The sequence below is a fragment of the Sphingopyxis sp. Root1497 genome (assembly GCF_001427085.1).
Classification (GTDB): Bacteria; Pseudomonadota; Alphaproteobacteria; order Sphingomonadales; family Sphingomonadaceae; genus Sphingopyxis.
In genome coordinates, this window is the sequence record NZ_LMGF01000003.1 from 1,589,790 (window position 1) to 1,612,718 (window position 22,929).

Here is a 22,929-nt window from a genome sequence, read left to right on the forward strand (position 1 = left end):
CCGGTCCGGCGGGGCAGACCATCCATTACCGCGATCAGGGAAAGCGCGACGGTCCGGTCATCGTCCTGCTCCACGGGTCGAACTCCAGCCTCCAGACGTGGGAGCCGCTGGTGAAGCGCCTCGGCGGCGATTACCGCATCGTCACCCTCGACCTGCCCGGCCACGGCCTGACTGGCGGTACCCCCGACAAGGATTATGGCGCGAGCGGCATGATGGCGGCGGTCGACGTCGTCGCGGCCAAGCTCGAACTCGACCATTTCACCCTCGGCGGCAATTCGATGGGCGGCTGGGTCGCCTGGCGCTATGCGCTGGGCCATCCCGAGCATGTCGATGCGCTGCTTTTGCTCGACGCCGCCGGTATGCCGCTGCGCGCGGGCGAAAAGCGCCCGCCGTCGAACATCGGTTTCCGCATCCTGCAATATCGTTCGGGACGCTGGCTCGCGACCCAGATCACCCCGCGTTCGCTGGTCGAGGAATCGCTGCGCGGGTCGGTGTCGAAACCGGCGATCATCGACGACGCGATGATCGACCGTTATTGGGAATTGCTGCGTTTCCCCGGCAATCGCGAGGCGACGTCGCTGCGCGCGACCCTCGACCGCGAGCCCGCGATGGCGGACCGGATCGGCGACATCAAGGCGCCAACGCTGATCCTGTTCGGCAAGCAGGACCGGCTGATCAATCCGAGTGCGGCGCAGAGTTTCCACGACCGTTTGCCGGGGTCGGAGGTCGTGTTGCTCGATGGCATCGGCCACCTGCCGATGGAGGAAGCGCCCGACGAAACCGCCGCGGCGATCGCCGATTTCCTCAAGCGGCGGCTTGTTGCCCCGCCGGCGCGTCCAGAAAGTCGCTGATCCGCCCGGCGATCTTCGCCGCATGGGTAAAGGGAAACATGTGCGACCCCTGCACCACTTCGAGCAGCGCGCCGTCGATCAGTTCGGCGATCAACTGGCCGTGGCACGCGGGTACGACCCCGTCCTGCTCGCCCATCAGCACCAATGTCGGGATGCTCTTCAGCGTCGGCAGCATCGCCGCGCTCGTCCAGCCCGCCATCGCCATGCTCTGATAGGCCAGGCCGAGCGGGGTCGCGGTCGGCAGCTTGAGGCCGCTCGCCAGCATGTCGTCGTCGAGCAGCGCTGCCCAGCCGATGCCCGGCGCCGACACGGCCGGGGTCGTCGCCATCAGCACCATCCGCCGGATGCGACCGGGGAATTGCACCGCGACCTGCTGCGCCATGGCACCACCCCAGCTGAAGCCGGCGATGTCGATCGTCTTGTGGCCGAGGCGATCGGCGATCTCGATCAGGACCGCGGCCATCGTCGGGGCGCCATAAGGCAGCAGCGCATCGGGCGACCCGCCGACGCCCGGCATGTCGAGCGTCCAGACCTCGCGGTCGTGAAGCTGCGCCAGCAGCGGTGCCGCGGCGGCGATATCGGCGCCGATCCCGTTGAGGAACAGCAGGGGCGTCTCGCCCGCGCCGACGCGCCAGCGCGCGACGCGCAGCGTCAGGCCGTACACATGTTCCATGCTGAGGGCGGGGGCGCCGCTGATCCTGCTCATGGCGCGATCCTTGGCAGCTTTTGGTGACGCGCGAAAGTCCGCGCGCGCCTCAGCCCGGCTGGTGGACGGGGGCGGCCGCCTTCTCGGCGCGCTCGTAGCGCAGGCAATCGAAAATCTTGGCGCCGGCGAGGAACACCGACCCGCTGCACGCGGCGAGCAGCAATTTGCCGCCGAACCCCGGATATTCGTGGAGATAGATCATCCCGCGCGCCATCGCCCCGACCCCGAGCGCGTAGATGATGAGGCAAGCCTCGAGCTTGGTTTTGATGACGAACAGGCGTCCGATTTTTTTCAGCATCACCATCTATCCAGCAAGAGCCGTGCCAGTGGCGCAAATCGGGGATTCGGCGCGACGGGCTTATGGTAAACTGTAAGTTAATCCGACAAGCGAGGGAAGGGCGGGGAAAGATTGTTCCAAAACGCATCGCCGAAATGGAAAGCGGCACCCCCGCATCGCTGCAAGGGTGCCGCTGACTGACAACCCAGGGTCGCAGAAGGGCCGGCAGTTGCGCACCTTATCGCTACCCCGGACCCACCCCGCATCCTCCATATGGAGGATGGAACGAAATATTCAGCCGGGTGTCGTCGCGCCGATCCGCGCCAGCAGCGACGCGAGGTCGGCCTGCCGCGCACAGCCGGTCTTTTCGAGCACACGGCGCAGTTGGGTGCGCACCGTGCTGATCGCGACGTCGCCATCGGCGGCGATCGCCTCGGGGGTCTCGCCCCCCGCGATGCCCCTCGCGACGCGGGCCTCGGACGGGGTCAGGTCGAACAGCGACTTCATCAGCGTCGCCGACGGCGCGCGTTCCGACGCGACCGGGATCAGCAGCAATAACGCATAGGAATCGCCGAACACGTCGTGCGCGCTGCGCCGTACCGGGACGACATGCGCGACCAGTTCGGGATCGCCCGTAAAATCGCGGATCGGAAAGGATCGCACCCGGTCGCCGGCATCGCTGCCCAGCGCCGCGAGCGCCTCGGCCAGCATCGTGTCGGCCTGTTTGTCGGCCAGCCGCAACCGCCCCATCGCGCCCCAGACCAGATGGTCGCCCAGCTCCTCGACCAGCGGGCTCGCCTCGGCGACGTCGCCGTTCGCGTGGAGCAGCAGCGCGGGCAGGCGCAGCGCCGCCAGCGCCTCGGTCGCCCCCTCGGCGCGCTTCAGCTGCAAGCGTGCGCTGACCAGCGCGCTGCGCGCGATATGCGGGCGGAGCCCATTCAGCCGCGCGACATTCTCGGGCTCGATCGGCCCGCCGTCGAACGCGCGCTCGACGCTGAACACGATATTGTCGCCGGTCGGCAGTTGCAGCCCGGTCCCCGCCGACCAGCCGAGCCCGCGCGGGCGAAAGAAATCGCGGTACACCGGATCGGCGCTCAGCTGCTCCTCGCTCCAGAAATCATATTCGACGAAGAAGGAGGGCGCCTCCTGGCTCATCAGGCAGACGCGGCGGCTGCATTTGCCGAACCAGCCGTCGTTGACATAGGCATCGAACGCCTCGGCGACGCTGTCCGACGCCGTCCAGTTCAGCGCCTTGCGCGCCGAGAACAGCAACCCGCCGGTCGACCCGGCAAGCGCCGCGACCTCGTCGAGCACGGCGGGCCAGGCCTCGGGCACCACCGAACATTCGTAGATGCGGTCGATCAGATCGTCTTGCATCGAAAAGCCCCCCGGCGAATTGTCGCCATAGTCGGACTTTGACGGTGGAATGCAAGCGCGTCGCGACGGCGCGGGTCTTCAGAAGCGCATCGTTATCGCGACGCCGCCGCTTTTGGTGCCGCCCCAGGGCAATATCTGGACGCGGTCGTTCGCCTTGCGGGTGATCAGAAAACCCGCGGCTTCGCCGATGGCGGCGCCGACGAGTACGTCGTGCACATGATGCTTCTCCGCCTCGACGCGGCTCAATCCGACGAAGGCCGCAACCAGCTGCGCGGGAACGCCGACCTTCCAGCCGTAGCGATTCTGCAGCGTCGCCGCAGCGGCGAAGGAAATCGAGGTATGCCCGGACGGGAAGCTCTTGTTGTCGCTGCCGTCGGGGCGGCGTTCGGGAAAAGCCTCCTTCAGCCCATAGGACAGGCCCCCGGCCACGCCGACGCTTCCCCCGGCTTGCAGGACGCCGTCCCAGTCGCCCTGCGCCGCCGGCACGCCGAAAGCCGCGACGACGAGCGCGTCGCGCGCGAGCGATCCGGCATCATTCCATCCCTTGTCGCTCGCGTGAGCGGAGGGGGCAAACGCCAGCGCCGTGGCGCCACCAAGAACGATCAGCGATCTACGCACGGCATCTCTCCCGACCGGCGACCAAAAGGGTCGAATCGCTGCCGTACCGGAGTGCGTTTGCGTCAGCGACGCACAGGAACGGCGGAGCACCGCGCGGCGCAATTCGACGACGGCAGGCCCGTCGCTCAAAGGCTAGGGCCGCGACCGGATCATGCCCATAAGCAGACGCTCAAAGCGCCCGACATAAGCGGGAGTCCTACGCCGTCACGGCGCCGCGAGGGTCAGGTGCCGGTCGGGTTGTCCGGCCGTCCGGCAAGATCAGGCCAGCTCGCTCAGCTCCAGCGCCTCCAGCAACGCCGCGCGCGCGCGCCGTACGTCGGCGGTCAGACCCGCCGAAGCGAGATCGGCCGCTGCAATCGCCTCCGGCCAATGCCGGGCCACGATCTCGGAAATCCGGTCGAGCCTGTCGGTATCGGCCATGAAGCGCGGATCGACCGTCGCCGGATCGGCGACGACGCGCAGCCGCAGGCAGGCCGGGCCACCGCCATTGGCCATCGACTGGCGGACGTTGACCGGCAGCAGCTTGCGGATGGGTCCGTTGCCCGCGACATGCGCTTCGAGCCAGTTCCACACCGAAGCGGTGTCCTGCGCCTCGGTCGGCAGGACGAGTCCCATGCCGCCGCCGTCGGGCAGTGAAACGAGCTGGGCGTTGAACAGATAGGATTTGATCGCGTCGGGCAGGCTCACCGCCTCGGCGGGCACCTCGACGATTTCGACAGCGGGGAAGGCGGCGCGGATTTCGGCGTGCGCCGCTTCGCGGTCGTGGAAGGCGGTCTCGTGGGTGAACAGCACGCGCTCGTTCGCCACCGCGACGACATCGTTGTGAAAGGCGCCGCCCTGGATCGCGGTGTCCGACTGGCGGATGAAGAGGATGCGTTCGGGATCGAGCCGGTGATGCCGCGCGATCGCCTTCGACGCGTCGAGGTGCTGGCGCGCCGGATAGCGCCCGCCACCGACGCCATAGACGAAGATCTCGACCCCGGCGGAGCCGTGGCCGTCGCACAGCCGCATATGGTTCGCCGCGCCCTCGTCGCCGAAGGGGGCAGGGACGGGGCCGTGCACCGCAAAGGCGGGGTCGGCGAAAGCCACCCTGAGCTGCTTCAGCGTGCCCTGCCACTCGTGGCTGCGGTGCGGCATGGTGACGAGGTTGGCGACGGTCAGATGGCATTTACCGTCGTCGCTGTCGGGCGCGGGCGAGACCGTCGCGGCGTTGGCGGCCCACATCGACGACGCCGACCACGCCTGTGCGCGCAGGTGCGGTTCGGCGCCTTCCAGCGTCGTTCCCAGCACCTCCAGCCATGCGGCATCGGGTCGGTCGAGCGGGGTGAAGAAGCCTTGCGGCAATCCGAGCGCCAGATTGTGGCGCATCTTGTCGATGCCCTGCAGTGCCGCGGCGCGCGGCTGCGACACGTCGCCGGCGTTCGACGCCGACGCGATATTGCCGCGGCTCAGCCCCGCATAATTATGCGTCGGGCCGATGATCCCGTCGAAATTGATTTCGGTGAGCATCAACGCCCGATCCAGCTGATGTCGTCGCCCTCGCCCACACCCAACAGCTTCGCGGCCGCGCCGTCGAGCGTGTCACCATCGCCGACTTTGCCGAAACAGCAGCGGAAATCGGCGAGCCGCCCGGTCGCGACCAGCGCATCGGCGCCGCCTTCCGCAACCGCCGTCACCGTGCCATGCCGGGCGTCCTTGATGCTCGCGACCTGGTCGGTGCGCGCGGTCATCGTCGGGCCGCCGTCGAAGATGTCGACGTAATTTTCATAGGCGAAATTCTCATTTTCCAGCATCCGCATCGCCGCGCGGCCGCTGGGGTGCGGCACCCCGATGACGCTGCGGGCATGGTCGTTCAGCATCGCGATATAGACCGGATGCTTGGGCATCAGGTCGGCGATGAACTGGTTGCCATGGACCGCGTTGAACTGGTCGGCCTCCTGAAAACTCATCCCGAAGAATTTGCCCGCGACCCCGTCCCAGAAGGGCGATCCGCCCGCCTCGTCGATCACCCCGCGCAACTCGGCGAGGATGCGGTCGCCAAAGCGCGCGCGGTGCCGCGCGATGAACAGATAGCGCGAGCGTGCGAGCAGCAGCCCGAGCCCGCCGGCACGCGCCGCGGGGTGGAGGAACAGCCCGCCGACCTCGCTCGCGCCGTTGAGGTCGTTGCTGAGCATCAGCACCTGCGCGTGAAAGGTGCGGCCGAGCTGCTCGCTATGTTTGCTGTCGGTGCCGATGCGATAGGAGTAGAAGGGCCAGCGCTGGCCGACCTGCCCGAAAATCTGGCACGTCCCGCGCACTTCGCCGCTGTCGAGATCCTCGAGCACGAGCAGATACAGCTCGTCCGACGGATATTCCTTCTCGCACGCGAAGCTCGCCTCGGCGCGCTCGAGCTTGGCGCGCAGCGCCTGCCGGTCGGGGGGCAGGTTGGTGAAGCCGCCGCCGGTCAGTTTCGCCATCTCGTAAATGCTCTGCAAATCGCCCGGCTTGGCCGCCCGGATCACATAATTCACACCGTCCCCCGTTCCGCTATTTTCATCATGGTCAGCGCCGACAATTGCGCCCGTTCGGCCAGGCTGTCGACGATCAGAAATTCGTCCGAAGAGTGAATCGCGCCGCCGCGCGGTCCCATGGTATCGACGACGGGCACGCCGCACGCCGCGATATTGTTGCCGTCGCACACCCCGCCGGTCGCGTTCCAGCTGATCGGCGGCAGGCCGAGCGCCGCGCCGCAGTCGCGCACCAGCTCGAACAGGCGCGTCGCCGCGGCGTCGAGCGGCTTGGGCGGGCGGTTGAAACCGCCGTGGAGGTGGCAGTGGACGTCGTGGTCGCGCGACACCGCAGCGATCGCATCGCGCAGCGCGACCTCGGCGGCGACCATCGCTTCGGGGGTCGAGGGGCGCATGTTGATGCGCAGGATCGCTTGGTCGGGGACGACATTGTTCGGCCCGCCGCCGTCGATTTTCGCCGGATTGACTTTCAATTCCAGGGATTTGAGCGCGTTCAGGCGCAGGGCCAGATCGGCCGCCGCGATGAGGGCGTTGCGCCCGTCGTCGGGGTTGCGCCCGGCATGCGCCGAAAGGCCGTGCACGGTGATGCTGAAGTTGCCGCTTCCCGGCCGCGCGCCCGCCAGCGTGCCATCGGGCAGCGCGGGTTCGTAGGTGAGGGCGGCGGTCTTGCCCTTCGCCAGTTCGGCGATCAGCGCGGCGGAGGCGTGGCTGCCCGTCTCCTCGTCGCTGTTGATCATCACGTCGTAGCCGACACGAGCGGCGAGCGGCGAGGCTTCGAGCGCGGTCAGCGCGGCGAGGATCACCGAGATGCCCGCCTTCATATCGGCGGTGCCGGGGCCGTTGAGCACGCCGGGCTCGCGCCATTGCAATGTCTGGAACGGATGATCGGCGGCGAACACCGTGTCCATATGGCCGGTGAGCAGCAACTGCACCGGCGCCGCGGGCCGCACCCGCAGGTGCAGGTGGTCGCCGCGCTGCGTCGTCCGGATATTCCCCGCCGCATCGACGCTTTCGACCGGATCGGGCGCGACCAGCCGGATGTCGCCGGGCAGTACCGCAAAAGCATCGGCGAGCATGGCGGCGACGGTCTTCAGCCCGGCAAGGTTGCCGGTGCCGCTGTTCACCGCCGCCCAGCGCTCGACCTGTCCGAGCATCGGCGCATCGGCGGCGCGTTCGATGGTGGCGCTTTCGCTGGTGGTGAGGCTGGTCATGCGAAGGGGTATAGCGAGCGAGGACTCGCTTTGGCACCCCCCGCGCTGCAATATCGTTGCGGATGATACCGTAACAATCTGGCCCGCCGCATCATCGCGTCGCAAGGGGCGCCATTAACGAAAGATTCGTCGCTGCGATCCTATCGACCGCGACATCATCGCAGTCCGGGTCCATGACAGCCGCCTTCATTCTTTCCACCAACATGTCGCTCGTCGGCATCTTCGCGATCGCTTTTGCGGTGGTCGCGGCGATGAATCGCGACGCGCGCGGCGTGCGCTGGATCGCGCTCGGCTATGCGATGGGAATCGTCTATCTCGCGCTCGAATATCTGCAGACGACGCAGGTCGACCCGACCCCCGTCGGGGTCGGCATCTTTCTGGTCTTCCTGCTCTCGCAGAGCTTTTGCATGATCGGCGTCGCGCGCCATTATGGCGTCGCGCCGCCGTGGATCGCGATGGCGGCGATCTGGAGCCTGACCATCTTCGCGGTGCCGGTCGTTTTCAGCCTCGTCTATGGCTCGCCGTTGCGGTCGATCCTCTATCAGGCGCCCTATGTCGCGATGCAGTTGCTGTTCGCCGCGCTGGTCTGGCGATCGCACCGCCGCCAGCCGCTCGACATGCTGTTCCTTGCGCTGCAACTGGTCGTGGCGCTGCTCTATCTCGCCAAGCCGCTGATCGCCGCGATCGTCGGCGCGGCAAGCTCGCCGCAGGGCTATATGGACTCGGCCTATGCCGCCATCTCGCAGAGCGCGAGCGTCGTGCTGCTCGTCGCGATCGCGCTCGTGTTGCTGCTCGTCATCATGCGCGACACCGCGGCGGAGATGGTCGCGCGGTCGGAGACCGACGTGCTGTCGGGGCTGCTCAACCGGCGCGGGTTCGATGCGCGGGCCGAAGATGCGCTGGCCCGCGCACTTCGGCTTGGCGAGCCTGCGGTGGTGGTCGCCGCCGACCTCGACCATTTCAAGGCGATCAACGATAGTTTCGGCCATGCCGCGGGCGATGACGTGATCGCGGCCTTTGCCGGATTGCTGCACGACCATATGCCGCCCGGCGCGGTTGTGAGCCGTCTGGGGGGTGAGGAATTCGCGGTGTTCCTGACCGGGGCATCGCTCGCCGAAGCACGTGGCTATGCCGAAGCGGTTCGCATGGCGTTCGCCACGGCGTCGCTTGTCCATCTCGGGATCGCGCGCGCGGTCACCGCCTCGTTCGGCGTCGCACAGGCCGTGGCGGATGACAGCCTGCTCACCCTTTCGCGGCGCGCCGACGCCGCGCTCTACCGGGCGAAGGCGGGCGGCCGGAATCGCGTCGGCACCACGCTTTCCGAACTCGCTCCGACGACGGCGGCGCCGGGGCTCGCGATGGGATGGGAGGCGCGCCGGGACCGATAAGGCGTATCGCATCCGGCCCACGCTGCTATAGGAGGCCGATGATCGGAAACGGCCGGCCCATCCGCGCGGGAACCGCGCCCTTTACTCGCCATGGCTGAGGGGGCCGCATCCGGCGGCTATGTCTACAAGCCGCACGAACGCCCGATCATGCCGGGATCGCCGGCGAACCCCGACCATCCGGGGCGGCGCAAGCTTTTCTACCTGTTCATCGGTTTTTATCTCGCGATCGTCGGGGGTTTCCAGAACGGGCTGCTGCTCGCCAACCTGACCGTGTTGCAGGGTCATCTCGACCTCACCCCCGTCGAGTCGGGGTGGGTCACCGCCGTCTACAGCATGACCAACGCCTGCATGAGCATATTGCTGTTCAAGGTGCGGCAGGAATTCGGCATCCAGCGCTTCGTGCGCGCGACGATGTGGGCGCTGCTGCTCGCCAATTTCCTGCAATTGTTCGACGCGGGATACCGGCTCGAACTGGTGTCGCGCGGCATATCGGGGATCGCGGCGAGCGGGCTGTCGACGCTCGCGGCCTTTTATCTGATGCAGGGCATGCCCGCCAAGGCGCGGATCGGCGGGCTGCTGCTGGCGATCGGCATCTCGCAGGTCGGCCTGCCGCTGGCGCGCGCGATTTCGCCGCTGCTGCTCGCCGACGGCAATGTCTATAATCTGTTCGTGCTGCAATTCGCGATGTCGCTGGTCGCGGTCGGGCTGGTCAATGTCCTGCAATTGCCGCAGGGCGATACCGTCCGCTCGTTCGGCAAGCTCGACCTCGTGACCTTTCCGCTGCTCGCGGTCGGGGTGGGGTTGCTCTGCGCCTTTTTTGTCCAGGGCCGCATCGTGTGGTGGACCACCCCCTGGCTCGGCGGCACGCTGGCGGCGGCGATCCTGCTGATCGGTATCGCGTTCCTGATCGAGCATAACCGGGCCAATCCGATGCTCCACACGCGCTGGATGGGGAGCAGCGACCTGCTGAAATTCGCGCTGACCGGCGCCGCGGTCCGGGTGCTGCTGTCCGAACAGAATTTCGGCGCCTCGGGCCTGCTCACGGCGGTCGGCATGGGGAACGACCAGCTTGTCACTTATTATGCGATCCTCGCGGCCGCGACGCTGGCGGGCGGCGTGCTCGCGGTGGCGCGGCTCAACCCGCTCGACCTCCGGCGGCCGATCCTCGTCTCGCTCGCGGTGATCGCGGTCGCCGCGTTCGCCGACACCCATTCGGGCCTGATGACGCGGCCCGGGAACCTGTATCTGACCCAGGCGGCGCTGGCTTTTGCCGCGGTCTATTTCATGGGACCGATGCTGATGGAGGGCTTTGTGCGCGCGCTCGCCAAGGGGCCGTCGTACGTCATCAGCTTCCTCGCGGTCTTCAATCTGTCGCAGACCTTGGGCGGCCTCGCCGGGGTCGGCGCGCTGTCGGCGTTCCACACGCTGCGCACCAAGCAGCATCTGATGACGCTGGGCAGCAGCCTGTCGACGAGCGACCCCGGGGTGGCGCAGGCGATCAACGCGCTGGCGAACGGGCTGGGCGGCACGATGACCGACCCGGCGCTGCGCAGCGGGGTCGCGGGCGCGCAGGTGGTGCAGGAGGTGGCGCGCGAAGCCGCGATCCTCGCCTTCAACGATATTTTCTTCGTCATCGGCAGCCTGTCGGCGCTGGCCTTCGTGGTCATGTTCGCGCGCTGGCTCTATGATCGCCGGCGCGGGGTCAACCCGCTGGCGAAGGAACTCGAAGCCCTCCAGAAAATGTTGGCAAGGACTCAATGACCGACAAGACCACAATCGATCCCGCGCCAGCCGGCCCGCCGCCGGTTCCCGCCGAAACGGCAAAGCCTGCGCCCGCGCCGACGCCCGCACCCGAACCGGCCGCGCCGCCCGCCGATGCCGCGCCCGCCGAAAGCGGCGAAGCCAGCGGCTGGCGGCCCGATCGTTCGCGGCGGCAGATGGTGCTGTTCGGCCTCGTCATCGTCGCCGGGGTGCTCGCGGCGCTCTATGCCTGGGGCCTGCCGCCGTTCCGCGCGTCGAGCCAGACCACCGACAACGCCTATGTCCGCGGCCAGACGACGATCATCGCGCCGCAGGTCGGCGGCTATGTGACCGAGGTGCTGGTGCAGGATTTCCAGACCGTGCAGCCCGGGCAGGTGCTGGTGCGGATCGACGACAGCATCTATCGCCAGCGTGTCGCGCAAGGGGCCGCCAGCATCGCGGCGCAGACCGCCAGCCTCGACAACAGCGCGCAAAGCCAGCGCTCGGCCGAGGCACAGGTCAAGGCGCAGGACGCCGCCGTCGCCAATGCCCGCGCCCAGTTGCAGCGCGCGCAGGCCGACATGCGCCGCGTCAATGAACTGGTCGACGCGGGGTCGGTGTCGCTGCGCGAACGCGACCAGACGCTCGCGGCGCTGCGTCAGGCCGAGGCCGGGGTCCGCGCGGCCGAGGCGCAGCGCCAGATCGCGCTCGAGCAGGTGCGCTCGGTCACCGTCGGGCGCGGCGGGCTGCAGGCCGGGGTCGAGAATGCCAAGGCGACGCGCGGTCTTGCCGACATCGACTTGATGCGGACGGTCGTGCGGGCGCCGCGCGCCGGCAAGTTGAGCGAAGTGACGGTGCGCGTCGGCCAGCTCGTCAATCCGGGCACCCAGATGATGTATCTGGTACCGCAGAAACATTGGGTCGTCGCCAATTTCAAGGAAGCGCAGACCGCGAAGATCCGCGTCGGCCAGTCGGCGACGCTGCGCATCGACGCGCTCGGCGGCGCCGAACTCAAAGGGGTGGTCGAAAACATCGCTCCCGCGGCGGGCAGCGAGTTCAGCATCGTCAAGCCCGACACCGGGTCGGGCAATTTCGTCAAGGTGCCGCAGCGCATCGCGGTGCGGATCCGCATCGAACCCGGCCAGAAGCTCGCCGAGCGATTGGGACCCGGCATGTCGGTGATCGCGACCGTTCGTACCGGGGCCGAGTGATGCGGCGCGTTCTTCCGATCGCGGTGCTGCTGCTTGCGGGCTGCGCCCCGGCGATCACGCCGCGCCCCGATGCCAGCCTCGTCGCGCCGCCCGCCGACTGGCGCACCGCGATGCCCGCCGCCGGTCCGGTCGAGCGCGCCTGGTGGGCGGGTTTCGGCGATGCGCGCTTGTCGGCGCTGGTCGACCAGGCGCGCGCGAACAATACGGATCTGGCGATCGCGGCGGCGCGCGTCGCCGAGGCGCGGGCGCAGGAACGCGTCGCCCGATCGCTGCTCCTGCCGACGCTGTCGGCCAATGTCCCCGGCGCCGAGGCGCGCAGCGTCAACGCCTTCGGCCAGCCGAGCGAGAGTTTCTCGGCGCAGCCGGCGTTCCAGGCGGCCTATGAGATCGACCTGTTCGGGCGCAACGCTGCGACGGTCGACGCGGCGCGCGCCAATGCCGCCGCCGTCGCGGCGGCGCGCGAGGCGGCGACGCTGTCGGTCAGCGCCGCGACCGCGAGCAGCTATATCGTGCTGCTCGCGCTCGACGAGCGGCGCGCCTTGCTGGTGCAGACGCTGGCGTCGCGCGGCGAGGCGCTGCGCATCGCGCGCGACCGGGCCGAGGCGGGCTATACGTCGCGGCTCGAACTCAGCCAGGCCGAGGCCGAATATCGCGGCACCGAGCAGCAGATTCCGGCGATCGAGGCGGCGATCGCGCGGCAGGAAAATGCGCTGTCGGTTCTGGTCGGCGACGCGCCGCGCGCGATCGATCGCGGCGCCGATTTCGACGCGCTCGTCACCCCCGGGGTGCCCGCCGTATTGCCCTCCGACCTTGTCCGCCGCCGCCCCGACATCGCGCAGGCCGAATATGCGCTCGCCGCGACCGACGCCAATCTGCGCGGCGCACGCGCGCAGTTCCTGCCGCAAATCCGCCTGTCGGCGTCGGCGGGGGCGGCGATCTCGTCGCTGCTCGATGATCCGATCTCGGTCTGGTCGATCGGCGGCAGCATATTGGCGCCGATCTTTTCGGGCGGGCGGCTGCAGGGCCAGTTCGACGCCGCGACCGCGCAGCGCGACCAGGCCGCCTTCGCCTATCGCCGTACCGTGCTCACCGCCTTTCGCGAGGTCGAGGACCAGCTGGCGGTGATCGACCGGATCGGGGTGCAGCAACAGGCGCTGCTCGCGCAGCGCGCGGCGGTCGCCGAAACATTGCGCCATGCGACCAACCGCTATCGCGCCGGCTATTCGCCCTATCTCGAACAGATCGACGCGCAGCGCGCGCTGTTCGCGGTCGACATCGCGCTGATCCAGCTGCGCACCGACCGGCTCACCGCCTATGTCGCGCTCTATCAGGCGCTGGGGGGCGGGGCGCCGACCTAGGGCGTGCGCGCGAACCAGATGACATGGCGGCCGCCCTTGCCGTTCGCGCGGGCGCGCACTGCCGCCTCCTCGACCGCGAAGCCCGCATCCTTGAGCTGACGGGTGAAGCGGACGTCGGGTGCCGCCGACCAGATGGCGAGGATGCCGCCGGGACGCAGCGCCGACCGCGCCCGCGCCAGACCAGCCATCGAATAGATGCGGTCGTTGCCGGTGCGCGTCAGCCCATCGGGGCCGTTGTCGACGTCGAGCAGGATGGCGTCGTAGCGCCGCGTCGCACCGCCGATCAAAGCGCCGACATCGTCCAGCACCAGGTCGACGCGCGGGTCGTCGAGGCAGCTCGCGGTGAGCGCGGCCATCGGCCCGCGCGCCCAGTCGATGATCTCGGGCACCAGCTCGGCGACGGTGATGCGGGCGTCGGCGCCGAGCCGCGCAAGCGCCGCGCGCAGGGTGAAGCCCATGCCGTAGCCGCCGATCAGCAGGTGCGGGGCGGCGTCGTCGCGCAGCCGGTCGCACGCCATCTCGGCGAGTGCTTCCTCGGACCCGCTCATCCGGCTGGTCATCAATTCGCTGTGGCCGAGCGTGATGAAATAATCGTCGCCGCGCTGGAACAGGCGCAGCGGGTCGCCGCCGGGGACGTCGGCGGTGGCGAGGAGGATGCGCGGGGTCATGCGGCGCGTATAGACGGATGGCGGGGCGTTTGGCGAGGCCTCGGCGCCGCGGTCACGCCAATCCGCTGGCCGCCCTGCGCCGGCTCTGCCATTGTGAGCCAAAGGAGATACCGGATGGCGACCCAGTATAGAACGCCCGGAGTCTATATCACGGAAATGAGCGCCTTCGGGTCGTCGGTCGTCGGCGTCGCGACCGGCGTGCCCGTTTTCGTCGGCTATACGCAATTTGCCGGCAACCCGGTCACCGGGGCGTCGCTTTACAACACGCCGGTCGCGATCGCGTCGATGGCCGAATTTGTCAGTTATTTCGGCGGCCCGGCGGTGCAACGCTTCGTGGTTGCGGCGGACGCGGCCGCCGCGGACGGCTTCACCCTGGCGCCGGTCGCGGGCGGGGCGGGCCCCGACGCCTTCAACCTTTATTGGCAGATGCGCCTGTTCTTCGCCAATGGCGGCGGCGATTGTTTTATCGTGTCGGTCGGCAGCTATGGCGCCGACGACTATCCGAACAACGCGGAAAATATCGGCACGTCGCCGCCCGGCGCCATCCGCGCCGCCGACCTGATCGGCGGGATCGACGCGGCCGGCCATGCGGTCGGCCCGGCGATGCTGGTGGTGCCCGAGGCGTGCCAGCTCGATCTTGCCGGTTATGGCAGCGTCGCCTGTGCGATGCTGACGCAGGCGGACAGCCTGCAGGACCGTGTGGCGATCCTCGACCTGCCGGGCTGCCTTGCCGCCGATAGCTTCGCTTCGCTGACCGCCGCGCAGGATGACTTCTGGACCGCGATCGCCCCGGCGCTGGCCAGCGTCCGCTATGGCGCGGCCTATGCGCCCGCGGTCCATGCGTCGATCGTCGCGCCGGCCGACACAAGCTATACGCAGTTGCGCGCGGCGGACGGCGGCAATGATGCGATCAACGGCTTGCTGACGGCCAATGCGGTGGAGCTGTACCGGGACCCCCAACTGGCGACGGTGCAGGCGGCGATCGCGACGGCGTTTCCGCCCTCGGCCGGGATGACGGGCAACAGCGCGACATATTCGGCCGACGGCAGCGCCTATCCCGTACTCGCCCCGCCGCAGACGCCGGCGCAATGGCAGCTCACGCTCGATGATCTGTTGCGGGCCGCGCTGCCGCTGTACGCCCGAATCGCGCAGGCGATGACCGATGCGCTGAATGTCCAGCCGCCGAGCGGCATCGTTGCCGGGGTGTGGGCGCAGAACGACCAGCAACGCGGCGTGTGGAACGCCCCGGCGAACGTCGCGCTCGCCGCGGTGACGTCGCCGCTGTGGGTCTTCACCGACGACGAGCAGGGCGGGTTCAACGCCCCCGTCAATGGCCTGGCGATCAACGTCCTGCGCGCGCAGACGGGGCGCGGGGTGGTGGTATGGGGCGCCCGGACGCTCGACGGCAACAGCAATGACGATCGGTATATCCAGGTGCGGCGCGAACTGATCTATATCGGGCAGTCGATCAAGGCGGCGCTGCAGTCCTTCGCCTTCGCGCCCAATGACGCGACCACATGGGCGACGGTCAGCGCCGCGATTTCCAGCTTCCTGACGGGGCTGTGGCAACAGGGCGGGTTGATGGGCGACAAGGCGAGCGATGCCTTTCAGGTGCAGTGCGGTCTTGGCAAGACGATGACAGGACAGGATCTTCTCGACGGCCGGCTGGTCGTTTCGGCGACGCTGGCGATCACCCATCCGGCGGAGTTTATCGTGCTGACGTTCGAACAGATGATCGCGAGCGGCGCACCCCCCATTGCCAATATGCCGCAATGAAGGCATAGGGCGGCACCCTTTCCTCCCCGGACCAACGGGCGCGAATGCGCCGAACCAAAGGGTGCTGCAATGACCGAATTTCTGGACCGCCACGGGCTGTCGATCGATGCGCGGCTGGTCGATTTTGTCCAGGATCGCGCGCTGCCCGGCACCGGGCTCGACGCCGACAGATTCTGGGCGGACTTCGCCGCGCTCCTCGGAAAATTCGCGCCCGAAAATGCGGCTTTGCTCGCGAAGCGCGAGGATTTGCAGGCAAAGATCGACGCCTGGCATATCGAACGGGCCGGGCAGCCGCACGACCCCGCCGCCTATCAGGCTTTCCTTCGCGAGATCGGCTATCTCGTCCCCGAACCCGCCGCCTTCCAGGTCGGCACGCAGAATGTCGACCCCGAAATCGCGACGATGGCGGGACCGCAGCTTGTCGTCCCCGCATTGAACGCGCGTTTCGCCCTCAACGCCGCCAATGCGCGCTGGGGCAGCCTGTACGACGCCTTTTACGGCACCGACGCGCTCGATGCGCCGCCCGCGCAGCCCGGCGGTTATGACGCGGCACGCGGCGCGGCGGTGATCGCGCGCGGCAAGGCTTTCCTCAATGAAGTCGCGCCCTTGGCGGTCGAATGGGAAGATGTTGTCGATCGGGCCGAAGTCGAACTGTTCGTCTGTGAAGACGGCCAACCGGTGGGCTCGACCGACCGGTCGCTGCTTTTCCGGCACAATGGCTTGCATATCGAAGTGGTTTTCGACCGCAACCACCCGATCGGAAAGACCGATCCGGCCGGCATTTGCGATGTGATCGTGGAAGCCGCGCTGACCACGATCATCGACCTCGAGGATAGCGTCGCGGCGGTCGACGGCGAGGACAAGACCCTCGGCTATACCAACTGGCTCGGGCTGATGCGCGGCGATTTGACCGAGGTGTTCGCCAAGGGCGGCGCCACCGTCACCCGCGCGATGGAGCCCGACCGCGAGTGGACCGCGCCGGACGGCGCCGCCTTCACGCTGCCCGGCCGCAGCGTGATGTTCGTGCGCAATGTCGGCCATCTGATGACCACCCCGATGGTCAAGCTGTCGGATGGCAGCGAAGCGCCCGAGGGGATTTGCGATGCGGTGTTCACCAGCCTCTGCTCGCTCCATGATTTGAAGGGCCTCGGCACGCTCCGCAACAGCCGCGCGGGCAGCATCTATATCGTCAAGCCCAAGCAGCACGGGCCCGAGGAATGCGGCTTCACCGACCGGCTGTTCGACGCCGTCGAGGATATGCTCGGCCTCGCGCGCCACACGATCAAGGTCGGGGTGATGGACGAGGAACGCCGCACGAGCGCGAATCTGGGTGCGTGCATCCATGCGGTGAAGGACCGCATCGTCTTCATCAACACCGGCTTCCTCGACCGCACCGGCGACGAAATCCACACCTCGATGCGCGCCGGCCCGATGATCCCCAAGGGCGAGATGAAGGCGAGCGACTGGATCGCGAGCTACGAGGACCGCAACGTTCGCATCGGGCTTGCCTGCGGGCTTTCGGGCAAGGCGCAGATCGGCAAGGGCATGTGGGCGATGCCCGACCTGATGAAGGGGATGCTCGACGCCAAGATCGGCCATCCGAAGTCGGGCGCCAATACCGCCTGGGTGCCATCGCCGACCGCCGCGACCTTGCACGCGCTCCACTATCATCAGGTCGATGTCTTCGCCCGCCAGCGCGAGATCGCGGGCGAGGCGGTGCCGTCGCTCGACCGGCTGCTCAACATCCCCGTCGCGACGGGGCGCAACTGGAGCGAGGCCGAAGTCACCCGCGAACTCGACAACAATTGCCAGGGCATTTTGGGCTATGTCGTGCGCTGGATCGACCAGGGCGTCGGCTGCTCGAAGGTGCCCGACATCGATGATGTCGGCCTGATGGAAGACCGCGCGACGCTGCGGATCGCCAGCCAGGCGCTCGCCAACTGGCTGCTTCACGGCGTCTGCACCGCGGCGCAGGTCGACGCCGCGCTGGTCCGCATGGCGGCCAAGGTCGACGCACAGAACGCGGGCGATGCGCTCTACGAAAAGCTGACCCCCGACGGCATCGCTTACCAGGCGGCGCGCGCGCTGATCTTCGAGGGCGTGACCCAGCCGTCGGGCTATACCGAACCGCTGCTCCACGCCTATCGCCAGAAGAAGAAGGCCGCGTAGCGGCGGCTGCCTCGCGAATTGACAGGCCAAACCGGCGGGCGCATAGCGCCGCCCGCCGGGGCGCGACTCCGGCATCAACCCAAGGACAGAAAAATGGACCCCGACAGTAGACGTCGTACCATCAGTCCAACAGCCAGGGCGGTCCGCCAGGGGTAATCTCCGGCGCATTTCCTGACGCTGGCGGACGCCAGCATCAGGAGAAAAGCCATGTTCACCGCTTTCGCTCGCGAAGCCGACCGCCTCGTTCGCATCGACGCCGCCGCCACCTCCACCGATGTGTCGCCCGCCATCCTGTGGGCCGACATCCTGCACCCCGACGCCGCCGACGCCGCGCAGGTCGCCGCGCTGCTGGGCATCGCGATCCCGACGCTGCAACAGATGGAGGAAATCGAACCGTCGGCCCGGCTGTATGAAGAGGCGGGGGCGCAATATTTGACGGTGCCGATCGTCGTCGGACTCGATGGCGGCGCCCCGCAACTGGCGCCGGTCACCTTCATCGTCGGCGCCGCGAGCCTCGTCACCGTGCGCCATGCCGCAGCGGCGCCGTTCGATCAGGTGATCGCGCGCCGGCTGCGCAGCAACGGGGCAACCACCCCCGAGACGCTGATGCTCGATCTGGTCGAGGCGATCGTCGACCGCGTTGCCGACATACTCGAACGGAGCGCCGGGCACTGCGATGCGGTGTCGCGCGACGTGTTTGCGCACAAGGCGTCAGGAAGCGAAGACGGCGCGGCGCGGGATCTCGACGCGATGCTTGGCCGGATCGGCCGCGAGGGCGATTTGCTGACCAAGCTGCGCGAATCCCTGGTCGGGCTCGCGCGGCTGCTATCCTATCACAGCGCGCGCAGCGCGGGGAATGCGCGGGACGCCCGCACGCGGCTCAAGACGGTGCAGCGCGACGTCCAGGCGCTGACCGACCATGCCAGCTTCCTGTCGAGCAAGATCAATTTCCTGCTCGATGCGACGCTGGGGTTCATCAACCTCGAGCAGAATCAGATCATCAAGATCTTCACCGTCGCGGCGGTCGCCTTCCTGCCGCCGACGCTGATCGCGTCGATCTATGGCATGAATTTCGACCTGATGCCCGAACTGCGCTGGCAGTTCGGCTATCCGTTCGCGATCCTGCTGATGATAGCCTCGGCGGTGTTGCCCTTCGCCTATTTCCGCAAGCGCGGCTGGCTGTGACCGGCGCGGGAGGGGCGGACCATGCGGATGATCGCGATGCGCCGGCGCCGCGCGATCTGATCGTCCGTCACCGCGACGACGGCTGGGACTGGCTGGGCTGACGGCGCTCGGCCTGCGGCGCCGACCGATAGGTCGACGGCCGCTTTTGCGCCACCATCGCAAAGCTGGCGCCGCCGTGATAGGTGACGGTGCCGCACATCCGGTTGCCATTGGCCGCGAGCGTGCCGTTGAACAGCACATCGCCGTCGCGTGAGGCGACGACCATCTGGATGGCGTTGCCGGTCAGGGTGATGCTGCGCACCACCACCGGCGCGGTCCGCACCGGGGCCAGCGATCCGCCATAGGCGTCGCCGACGAAGCCGATCGACATCAGCCCGAAACTCGCCTCCCCCCCGACCGCCATCAGGAAATCCCAATTGCCGTGGAGGTTCGGAGCCTCGCCGCCCTCCGCCGCCGCCGCCGCGCCGCATTCGAAGCGCATGTCGACGGCCTCGCTCGCCGCCGCCGGAACCGCTGTAAAGGCCAGCGCTACGCCTGTGATAATCGTTTTCATCCTATCCCTCCTTGACCATTTCATGTCGGCCGGTTGGCGCGGCGTGATGCCGGTCGGCAAGGCGGATAATCGTGAATGGCTCGCGCAATTTCGTGGGCGGCGGGCGATGCGGTTGGCGATGCGTGAATGGTGGGCGATGGAGACATGGCGGGTGCCGCTGAGTGTCGTCGCCTTTGGCGCGCTGTTGGGGGTCATGGGGCCGTTCGGATCGCAAACCGTGCTCGGCCCGGTCGCGCGCTTTACCTTCTGGACGCTCATCGCGCTCGTCGGTTTTGGTGCCGCGGCCGCTGCGGGGCGTGTTCTTGCGTCCGTTTCCCACCCCAAGCGCCGTCGTTCCCGTACAATAACCTCTTGCCTTCATTTGCTATAAACCCGCATTTGCGGACGCGGGGACTAACAGGGGGGCAGGGCGATGACGGCACCGTTCAATTTCGGGCAACTCAAATTTCTGGAGGCGCTGACCGAGGCGCTGTTCCACGGCGTCGACATGGCGATCACCGCCGAACAGGTCGTCGCCAATGTCGTCGAACTGTTCGGCAAGGTCGGCGGGACCAAACTCGACGAGCTGCGCTTCTCGCTTAACATGACCGAACTGGCGCTGGCGCCGGTGTTCGTCGAACTCGACGTCGACACCCGCGCCGAACGCGTCCGCGACCGGCTCCAGAACAGCGAGTTCGACCTGTTCCAGGACATGGCCCGGCTGCGCGGCATCATTTATGCGTGTTATTATGGCTATTGGCAGGGCGGCGAGCAGCCGCGCGACGCGGGGCAGGACGCCAATGTCGCGAACCCGGTGCATCAGCAGATCGGCTTCACCCTGCCGAAATTCCGCGCGCGCAGCGACCCGCCGGACCTTGAAATCAAGGACGTTGCGGGCCGCGAGATCCATCCCGACCATATCCTCACCGCCGACACGCTGGCGGACGAGTATGACGTCGTCGTTATCGGCTCGGGCGCGGGCGGCGCGGTCGCTGCCTATAATGTCGCGGCGCAGGGCTATAAGGTGCTGATCGTCGAGGCCGGGCCCTTTTATCCCTCGCCGCGCATCACCCACCGCGAACTCGACATGATCGCCGCGCTCTACAAGCATGGCGGCGTCCAGACGACGACCAACAATGATTTCGTGATCTTCCAGGGGCGCTGCGTCGGCGGGTCGTCGACGGTCAACAACGGCATCTGCCTGCGCGTCAACGAAGCAGGCCGCACGCATCCCGACGCGCCCGACGTGCTCGCCAAATGGGCGAGCATCGGCGCGCCCGTCGACGCTGCCGCCTTTCACGCCAGTTACGACGCCGTGCAGGCGAAGCTCGGCATCGGCCGCGCCGAACCGCGCAGCGGGCGCCACAACGGCACCCATCTGATCAAGGGCTGGCAGGCGCATGCCGCCGCTTCGTCGGACCCGCGCGAACAGCGCGCGGTGACCGACTGGTTCGACAAGAATTTCGGCCCGCCGAACACCCCGAACGCCTGCGCCTATTGCGGCTATTGCAATTCGGGCTGCCCCTATGGGCGGCGCATGGGCATGGCGCAGACCTATCTGCCGCAGGCGTGCCGCGACCATGGCGCGCGTATCCTGCCCGAAACCAAGGCCGAGGAAATATTGTGGCGCGACGCCGCGAACGACAAGCTGGAGGCAGAGGCGGTGCGCCTCGTCATGCCCGACGGGTCCCGCCGCCTCGTCCGCGCCAGCGTCGGGGTGATCGTCGCGGGCGGCACCATCGCCTCGTCGAAACTGCTCGACAGCAGCGGCATCGAAGGAACGGGTTACCAGATCTCGCTCAACGTCGCCTCGCCGGTGGTCGCGCTGATGCCCGCCGGGGTCGGCGGCAATGCGTGGGACGAGGACCAGATGACCAGCTATGTCGACTGCGGCAAATATCTGCTCGAAAGCCATTTCCAGCCGCCGATGGCGATGGCGTCGCTGATGCCCGGCTGGTTCGGCACCCATGCGGAGCGGATGCGGAATTTCAGCCGCGTCCATTCGGCGGGCATCCTCTTCCCCGCCGACCGGCGCGGGCAGGTGGTCGACGGCAAGCTGCACTTCCGCCTCGACGTCGACGACGACATGCCGGTGCTGCGCGAGGCGATGGCGACGCTGACCAAGGTCCATTTCGCGGCGGGCGCGCTCGAATGCTATCCCGCGCTGGCGAACGGCAAGACGATCAAGCCCGGCATGGACGTCGACGAATTTTTCGCCCGCGAGATCGGGCAGCAGGACGATCTGACGCTGTCGAGCAGCCACGCGCATGGCGGCAATGCGATCAACGAGAATCCCGAATATGGCATCGTCGATCCCGAATGCCGCGTCCACGGCACTACCAATGTGCTGGTCACCGACGCGAGCACCTTCCCCAGCTGCATCCGCGTCAACGCGCAATGGACGACGATGGCGATGGCGCATTATGCGACCGGGCGGGGCGATCCGTTTCGGTGACCCGACTCGTCATTGCGAGCGAAGCGAAGCAATCCAGGGCGGTTTACGCGGGCTCTGGATTGCCGCGTCGCCTTCGGCTCCTCGCAATGACGTAGCTTTTGTTTGATGAGCTGTGGGAGTAGGGGGCGCCGATGTTTCAAGTCGCCGCCCTCTATCGCTTCGCGCCCTTCGAAGACCCCGCCGCGCTGCGCCAGCCGTTGCTCGACCTGTGTGCGGCCGAAGGCGTCAAGGGCACGCTGCTGCTCGCGCGCGAAGGGATCAACGGGACCATTGCCGGCCCCGAAACTGGCATCGCCGCCGTCCTCACGCATATCCGCGCGCTCCCCGATTGCGCCGATCTCGATGTCAAATATTCGGCCGCCGCCGCGATGCCGTTCCAGCGGCTCAAGGTGCGGCTGAAGAAGGAAATCGTGACGATGAAGGTCGCGGGCATCGACCCGTCGCGCGATGTCGGCCGCTATGTCGCGCCCGCCGACTGGAACGAAGTGATCGCCGATCCGGGCACGGTGGTCATCGACACGCGCAACGATTTCGAGGTCGGTTATGGCAGCTTCGACGGCGCGATCGACCCGCAGACCAAAAGCTTCGGCGACTTTCCTGGCTGGTGGCAGGAGCACAAGGACGAATTCGCCGGCAAGCGGATCGCGATGTTCTGCACCGGCGGCATCCGCTGCGAAAAATCGACCGCGTACCTCCGCAGCGAAGGTATCGACGACGTGGTCCACCTGAAGGGCGGCATCCTCGCCTATCTCGAACAGGTTCCCGAGGCGACAAGCCGCTGGCACGGCAGCTGTTTCGTCTTCGACGAGCGGGTGAGCGTCGGGCACGGGCTGGTCGAGGTAGGGGAGAAGGAATAGCGGGGATCTGCGACCGCCGGCCCTCACCCTTCCGGCGCTTCGC

General features: G+C 67.7%; 20 protein-coding genes. 11 read left to right on the forward strand and 9 right to left on the reverse strand.

Annotated elements, in window-relative coordinates; all coding sequences use genetic code 11:
- The coding region (locus ASD67_RS10960) for an alpha/beta fold hydrolase (protein ID WP_235535634.1) at positions 1-851 on the forward strand (851 nt) is incomplete at its 5' end.
- Here ASD67_RS10960 and ASD67_RS10965 read toward each other — a convergent pair.
- The 7 genes from ASD67_RS10965 to ASD67_RS10995 all read right to left on the reverse strand — a co-directional run bounded on the left by ASD67_RS10965 (position 805) and on the right by ASD67_RS10995 (position 7,547).
- Complete coding sequence (locus ASD67_RS10965) at positions 805-1,557, reverse strand: alpha/beta fold hydrolase (RefSeq protein WP_056346768.1); 753 nt, start codon at positions 1,555-1,557, stop codon at positions 805-807. The genes ASD67_RS10960 and ASD67_RS10965 overlap by 47 nt on opposite strands.
- A gap of 49 nt (positions 1,558-1,606) precedes the next feature.
- The gene (locus ASD67_RS10970; RefSeq protein ID WP_056347314.1) at positions 1,607-1,855 is read right to left on the reverse strand and encodes a hypothetical protein; all 249 of its coding nucleotides are present in this window, start codon (positions 1,853-1,855) and stop codon (positions 1,607-1,609) included.
- A 273-nt stretch (positions 1,856-2,128) separates the two neighbouring features.
- Complete coding sequence (locus tag ASD67_RS10975) at positions 2,129-3,211, reverse strand: helix-turn-helix transcriptional regulator (protein WP_056346770.1); 1,083 nt, start codon at positions 3,209-3,211, stop codon at positions 2,129-2,131.
- Between the two features lie 78 nt (positions 3,212-3,289).
- Positions 3,290-3,829, reverse strand: coding sequence for a phosphatase PAP2 family protein (locus ASD67_RS10980; RefSeq protein WP_056346773.1), 540 nt, complete (start codon positions 3,827-3,829; stop codon positions 3,290-3,292).
- 258 nt (positions 3,830-4,087) lie between these two features.
- Positions 4,088-5,341: an N-succinylarginine dihydrolase gene (locus tag ASD67_RS10985; protein ID WP_056346775.1), complete on the reverse strand. Its 1,254-nt coding sequence runs from the start codon at positions 5,339-5,341 to the stop codon at positions 4,088-4,090.
- Positions 5,338-6,339, reverse strand: coding sequence for an arginine N-succinyltransferase (locus tag ASD67_RS10990; RefSeq protein WP_056346777.1), 1,002 nt, complete (start codon positions 6,337-6,339; stop codon positions 5,338-5,340). The genes ASD67_RS10985 and ASD67_RS10990 overlap by 4 nt, the downstream gene beginning before the upstream one ends.
- Positions 6,336-7,547 (reverse strand): hydrolase, encoded by a 1,212-nt coding sequence (locus ASD67_RS10995; RefSeq protein WP_056346779.1) that lies wholly within the window; start codon positions 7,545-7,547, stop codon positions 6,336-6,338. Before ASD67_RS10995 ends, ASD67_RS10990 begins: the two co-directional genes overlap by 4 nt.
- Before the next feature lie 173 nt (positions 7,548-7,720).
- Between ASD67_RS10995 and ASD67_RS11000 the strand changes: the two genes are divergently transcribed.
- From ASD67_RS11000 to ASD67_RS11015, 4 genes are all read left to right on the forward strand, one after another.
- Complete coding sequence (locus ASD67_RS11000) at positions 7,721-8,935, forward strand: GGDEF domain-containing protein (protein ID WP_056346781.1); 1,215 nt, start codon at positions 7,721-7,723, stop codon at positions 8,933-8,935.
- 90 nt (positions 8,936-9,025) lie between these two features.
- Entirely contained in the window at positions 9,026-10,696 is a 1,671-nt protein-coding gene (locus tag ASD67_RS11005; RefSeq protein WP_056346783.1) for an MFS transporter, read from the forward strand.
- Entirely contained in the window at positions 10,693-11,886 is a 1,194-nt protein-coding gene (locus ASD67_RS11010; RefSeq protein WP_056346784.1) for an HlyD family secretion protein, read from the forward strand. Before ASD67_RS11005 ends, ASD67_RS11010 begins: the two co-directional genes overlap by 4 nt.
- Positions 11,886-13,244: an efflux transporter outer membrane subunit gene (locus ASD67_RS11015; protein WP_056346786.1), complete on the forward strand. Its 1,359-nt coding sequence runs from the start codon at positions 11,886-11,888 to the stop codon at positions 13,242-13,244. Before ASD67_RS11010 ends, ASD67_RS11015 begins: the two co-directional genes overlap by 1 nt.
- Here ASD67_RS11015 and ASD67_RS11020 read toward each other — a convergent pair.
- A complete protein-coding gene (locus ASD67_RS11020; protein ID WP_056346788.1) occupies positions 13,241-13,912 on the reverse strand; it encodes a spermidine synthase in 672 nt (223 codons plus the stop codon). The genes ASD67_RS11015 and ASD67_RS11020 overlap by 4 nt on opposite strands.
- A gap of 114 nt (positions 13,913-14,026) precedes the next feature.
- On the opposite strand from ASD67_RS11020, the gene ASD67_RS11025 reads away from it, so the two are divergent.
- The 3 genes from ASD67_RS11025 to ASD67_RS11035 all read left to right on the forward strand — a co-directional run bounded on the left by ASD67_RS11025 (position 14,027) and on the right by ASD67_RS11035 (position 19,042).
- Positions 14,027-15,688, forward strand: coding sequence for a phage tail sheath family protein (locus tag ASD67_RS11025; protein ID WP_056346790.1), 1,662 nt, complete (start codon positions 14,027-14,029; stop codon positions 15,686-15,688).
- A 69-nt stretch (positions 15,689-15,757) separates the two neighbouring features.
- Positions 15,758-17,857: a malate synthase G gene (locus ASD67_RS11030; RefSeq protein WP_056346792.1), complete on the forward strand. Its 2,100-nt coding sequence runs from the start codon at positions 15,758-15,760 to the stop codon at positions 17,855-17,857.
- Between the two features lie 207 nt (positions 17,858-18,064).
- On the forward strand, positions 18,065-19,042 hold the full coding sequence (locus ASD67_RS11035) for a magnesium transporter CorA family protein (RefSeq protein ID WP_056346794.1): 978 nt from the start codon (positions 18,065-18,067) through the stop codon (positions 19,040-19,042).
- Positions 19,043-19,109: 67 nt separating this feature from the next.
- Here ASD67_RS11035 and ASD67_RS11040 read toward each other — a convergent pair whose 3' ends face one another.
- Positions 19,110-19,595 (reverse strand): hypothetical protein, encoded by a 486-nt coding sequence (locus ASD67_RS11040; protein WP_156377664.1) that lies wholly within the window; start codon positions 19,593-19,595, stop codon positions 19,110-19,112.
- 22 nt (positions 19,596-19,617) lie between these two features.
- On the opposite strand from ASD67_RS11040, the gene ASD67_RS11045 reads away from it, so the two are divergent.
- From ASD67_RS11045 to trhO, 3 genes are all read left to right on the forward strand, one after another.
- A complete protein-coding gene (locus ASD67_RS11045; RefSeq protein ID WP_200938006.1) occupies positions 19,618-19,965 on the forward strand; it encodes a hypothetical protein in 348 nt (115 codons plus the stop codon).
- Between the two features lie 42 nt (positions 19,966-20,007).
- Positions 20,008-22,029 carry a GMC family oxidoreductase N-terminal domain-containing protein gene (locus tag ASD67_RS11050; RefSeq protein ID WP_056346800.1) on the forward strand — a complete coding sequence of 674 codons (2,022 nt, stop codon included), beginning with the start codon at positions 20,008-20,010 and terminating at the stop codon, positions 22,027-22,029.
- 131 nt (positions 22,030-22,160) lie between these two features.
- Positions 22,161-22,886 carry an oxygen-dependent tRNA uridine(34) hydroxylase TrhO gene (gene trhO, locus ASD67_RS11055; RefSeq protein ID WP_082544965.1) on the forward strand — a complete coding sequence of 242 codons (726 nt, stop codon included), beginning with the start codon at positions 22,161-22,163 and terminating at the stop codon, positions 22,884-22,886.
- The last annotated feature ends 43 nt before the right edge of the window (positions 22,887-22,929 follow it).